The sequence below is a fragment of the Kitasatospora sp. NPDC059817 genome (genome assembly GCF_042731835.1).
GTDB lineage: Bacteria > Actinomycetota > Actinomycetes > Streptomycetales > Streptomycetaceae > Kitasatospora.
This window is the reverse complement of record NZ_JBHWIR010000133.1, coordinates 1-2764: the sequence shown is the minus strand read 5'-3', so window position 1 is coordinate 2764 and position 2764 is coordinate 1. Positions and strand designations below refer to the sequence as shown.

At 71.6% G+C, this 2764-nt stretch carries 1 protein-coding gene; it reads right to left on the bottom strand.

Going from position 1 to position 2764, the window contains the following annotated elements; all coding sequences use genetic code 11:
* Positions 1–110: 110 nt before the first annotated feature.
* Positions 111–2525, bottom strand: coding sequence for a RelA/SpoT family protein (locus ACFV61_RS25125; protein ID WP_380344325.1), 2415 nt, complete (start codon positions 2523–2525; stop codon positions 111–113).
* Between the last annotated feature and the right edge of the window lie 239 nt (positions 2526–2764).

Genomic DNA, 2764 nt, shown 5'->3' with positions numbered 1-2764 from the left:
CCCGGGCGTCGCCTGCGCCCGGGCCCCTCGGGTTGTCACGGGGTCATGCCGCTACCCGCCCCTCGGGTGCGCCGGGGCCTCCCGGGGCCCCCTCTCTCGTGCTCGGGGCGCTACTTGCGGGCCGAGGTGACGCGGTAGACGTCGTAGACGCCCTCGACGCCGCGCACGGCCTTGAGCACGTGGCCGAGGTGCTTCGGGTCGCCCATCTCGAAGGTGAAGCGGCTCATCGCGACCCGGTCGCGGGAGGTCTGCACCGCCGCCGACAGGATGTTGACGTGCTGGTCGGAGAGCACCCGGGTGACGTCCGAGAGCAGCCGGGAGCGGTCCAGCGCCTCGACCTGGATGGCCACCAGGAACACCGAGGACTGGGTGGCGGCCCACTCGACGTCGATCATCCGCTCGGGCTGCTGGCTCAGCGACTCGACGTTGACGCAGTCGGCGCGGTGCACCGAGACGCCGTTGCCGCGGGTCACGAAGCCGACGATCGGGTCGCCCGGCACCGGGGTGCAGCAGCGGGACAGCTTGACCCAGACGTCCTCGACGCCCTTGACGATCACGCCCGGGTCGCCCTTGGCCCGGCGGCGCACCGCCCGGCGGTCGTGCGTCGGGGTCGCGGTCTCGGCGAGGTCCTCGGTGGCGCCCTCCTCGCCGCCGAGCGCCTGGACCAGCTTCTGCACGATGTTCTGCGCGGTGACGTGGCCCTCGCCGATCGCGGCGTAGAGCGAGGAGATGTCGGGGTAGCGCATCTCGTGGGCCAGGGTGACCAGCGAGTCGCCGGTCAGGATCCGCTGGATCGGCAGGCCCTGCTTGCGCATCGCCCGGACGATCGCCTCCTTGCCGTGCTCGATCGCCTCCTCGCGGCGCTCCTTGGAGAACCAGGCGCGGATCTTGTTGCGGGCGCGCGGCGACTTGACGAAGCCCAGCCAGTCCCGGGACGGGCCGGCGTTCTCCGCCTTGGAGGTGAACACCTCGACGGCGTCGCCGTTCTCCAGCGTCGACTCCAGCGGCACCAGCCGCCCGTTGACCCGGGCCCCTATCGTCCGGTAGCCCACCTCGGTGTGCACCGCGAAGGCGAAGTCGACCGGGGTCGCACCGGCCGGCAGGGCTATCACGTCGCCCTTGGGCGTGAAGACGAAGACCTCGTTGCTGGCCAGGTCGAAGCGCAGCGACTCCAGGAACTCGCTCGGGTCGGCGGTCTCCTTCTGCCAGTCCAGCAGCTGCCGCAGCCAGGCCATCTCGTTGACGGCGCCGGCCTTGTCGTCCTTGCGGACCTGGGTCGGGGTGTCGGTGCGGACCTTGGACGCGCCGGCCACCGCGCGCTGCTTGTACTTCCAGTGCGCGGCGATGCCGTACTCGGCCCGGCGGTGCATGTCGAAGGTGCGGATCTGGAGTTCGACGGGCTTGCCGCCGGGGCCGATCACCGTCGTGTGCAGCGACTGGTACATGTTGAACTTGGGCATCGCGATGTAGTCCTTGAACCGCCCCGGCACCGGGTTCCACCGCGCGTGGATGGTGCCCAGCGCCGCGTAGCAGTCGCGGACGGTGTCGACCAGGACCCGGATGCCCACCAGGTCGTAGATCTCGGCGAAGTCCCGGCCCCGGACGATCATCTTCTGGTAGACCGAGTAGTAGTGCTTCGGCCGACCGGTGACGGAGGCGGTGATCCGGGCGCCGCGCAGGTCCCCCTGGACCTGGTCGATGACGGTCGCCAGGTACTCGTCCCGCTTGGGGGCGCGCTCGGCGACCAGCCGGACGATCTCGTCGTACATCTTGGGGTAGAGGATCGCGAAGGCAAGGTCCTCCAGCTCCCACTTGATGGTGTTCATGCCCAGCCGGTGCGCCAGCGGGGCGTAGATCTCCAGCGTCTCGCGGGCCTTCTTCTCCTGCTTCTCCCGCTTGAGGTAGCGCATCGTGCGCATGTTGTGCAGGCGGTCGGCCAGCTTGATCACCAGGACCCGCGGGTCCTTGGCCATCGCGACGACCATCTTGCGGACGGTCTCGGCCTGCGCGGCCTCGCCGAACTTGACCCGGTCCAGCTTGGTGACGCCGTCCACCAGCAGCGCCACCGAGTCGCCGAAGTCCTTGCGCAGGGTCTCCAGGCCGTAGTCGGTGTCCTCGACGGTGTCGTGCAGCAGCCCGGCCATCAGGGTCGCGGCGTCCATCCCCAGCTCGGCCAGGATGGTGGCCACCGCCAGCGGGTGGGTGATGTACGGGTCGCCGCTCTTGCGCTTCTGCCCGCGGTGCCACTTCTCGGCGACGGCGTAGGCCCGCTCGATGTCCCGCAGCAGCGCCGGGTCGGCCTTCGGGTCGTTCGCCCGGATCGACCGGAACAGCGGCTCCAGCACGGGGTTGAGCACGCTGGAGCGCTGGCCGCCGAGGCGGGCCAGGCGGGCGCGCATGCCACCCGAGGAGGAGCCGCGCCCGGTGGGGGCGGTCGGTCGCGAGGAGGTCGGCGCCGGGCGTGCCGGGGTGGCCCCCGAGGGCGTGGGACGGTTGTCGGGGGCGGCCGCTTCGGCCGTGGGCACAACCTCGTCGGGCAAGGACTCTCCTCGGGGCACCGGGGCCGACCCCTGCCGCGGCCCGTACGGTCGGACGCAACCGGGAGGGGGTGAATCTTCATGGTACCGAGCCGGGCGCCGCGGCGTTCATCCACCCGGGCCGGAAACGGAAGGGGGGCGGGGCGGGGTTGACGTCCCCCCCCCGCGCACCTATGCGCCCCAACCCCAGCACCCGCGACCGCCCCGGCGCCGGGGACTGGGCGCCG